The 1,372-nt window shown below is 57.0% G+C and carries 1 pseudogene; it reads left to right on the forward strand.

From position 1 onward, the window contains the following. The first annotated feature begins 326 nt into the window (after positions 1 to 326). Positions 327 to 1,157 (forward strand): annotated as a pseudogene (locus GSQ95_RS25665) (SDR family NAD(P)-dependent oxidoreductase). The last annotated feature ends 215 nt before the right edge of the window (positions 1,158 to 1,372 follow it).

Here is a 1,372-nt window from a genome sequence, read left to right on the forward strand (position 1 = left end):
GCGCAAGACCATCACCCAGCGCTGGCCGCAGCGCGAGGCCCAGGAGGCTTCGCAATTTGCCTTCCCCAGCAACGGCTGACTCAAGCGGGTAGTGGCAACGCTGGCGTCACCGGCGCCAGCGTTGCCGCGTCAGCAATGTCCAATGTCCAATGTCCAATGTCCTGTTTGCCTTTTGATTTGAGGTAACCAGAGGCTTTGCTCTTCCGCATGGCTTTCCTCGAGGGCTGGGGCTCAAGCCCCCTCTGCACGCACTTCGTCTTGGTTGATGGCGCCGCGTGTCACCCTGTGTGTGCTTTCTGTTCAGATGCTTATTGCCTGAGAAAAAGATGAATAAATCCTTACTCGGTCAGACGGTATTGGTCACTGGTGCATCTGGCGACATTGGCGGCGCTATCGTTCGGCAGATAGCTGGCCAAGGGGCCGAGGTCATCATCCACTACAGTAGCGACAGAGGACGTGCCAAGCGGCTGCTCGACAGTATCGGTGGCGCAGGGCATCTCGTCCGTGGCGATCTGGGGACTGAAGGTGGGCCTCTTGAATTGTGGCACCAGGCTCTGGCGATCACTGGGCGTATAGATGCCTTGGTGAACAATGCAGGTGTCCGCAACGAGGTTTCGGTGGAGGCTGACCATGCGCAGTGGCAGAAGGCTTGGCGTAGAGAGTTTCAGATCAATTTTTTTGCCGCTGCAGACCTGTGCAAGGAGGCCATAACCCATTTCAAGTAGAACGGAGGTGGCCGCATCGTCAATATGGCAAGCCGAGCAGGACAGCGCGGCTATTCAGCCGATGCCATGCAGTATGGGGCGTCGAAAGCGGCACTCATTAACCTGACGAAGGCTATTGCTACCTCATTCGGCGCTGATGGGATCACTGCGGTAGCCATAGCACCTGGCTGGGTGGGTGGGTACCGAAATGGCAGAAAGCTTCATGGCGACTCACGGTCAGGAAGCTGTGACGCGGGACATTCCGATAGGCCAGGCTGTTGCGCTGGAAGAACTTGCCGAGTTGGTAGCCTTTGCTCTCCGGACGTCACAGCGCTCATTAAACGGCGCAACGCTCGATATCAACGGTGGGAGTTACATTCGATAACACTATCTGCATCTGCGCTCTGGATGTCGAGGCGGCAAGGGTCTTCGTCTATTAGCTCAACGCGGTGACTGAAGCAGTTCGGGCAGACGCTGCCCAGCGCGGCAGTAGTAGCGCCTACCGCAACAAGCTCCTGGTCTCGAGCGAGCTACCGCGCCGCGTCACCATAACGGTGGAAGCCATCCGCAACGTGGCTAATCAGCCCCCTCCGGTTTCATTGCCACAGACCTGATCGAAATCCTCTTCAAAAATATACCACCCCTATACCTGTCTCTTATACACATCT

This window comes from Pseudomonas sp. BAV 4579, from assembly GCF_009765395.1.
Taxonomy (GTDB): Bacteria; Pseudomonadota; Gammaproteobacteria; order Pseudomonadales; family Pseudomonadaceae; genus Chryseomonas; species Chryseomonas aestiva.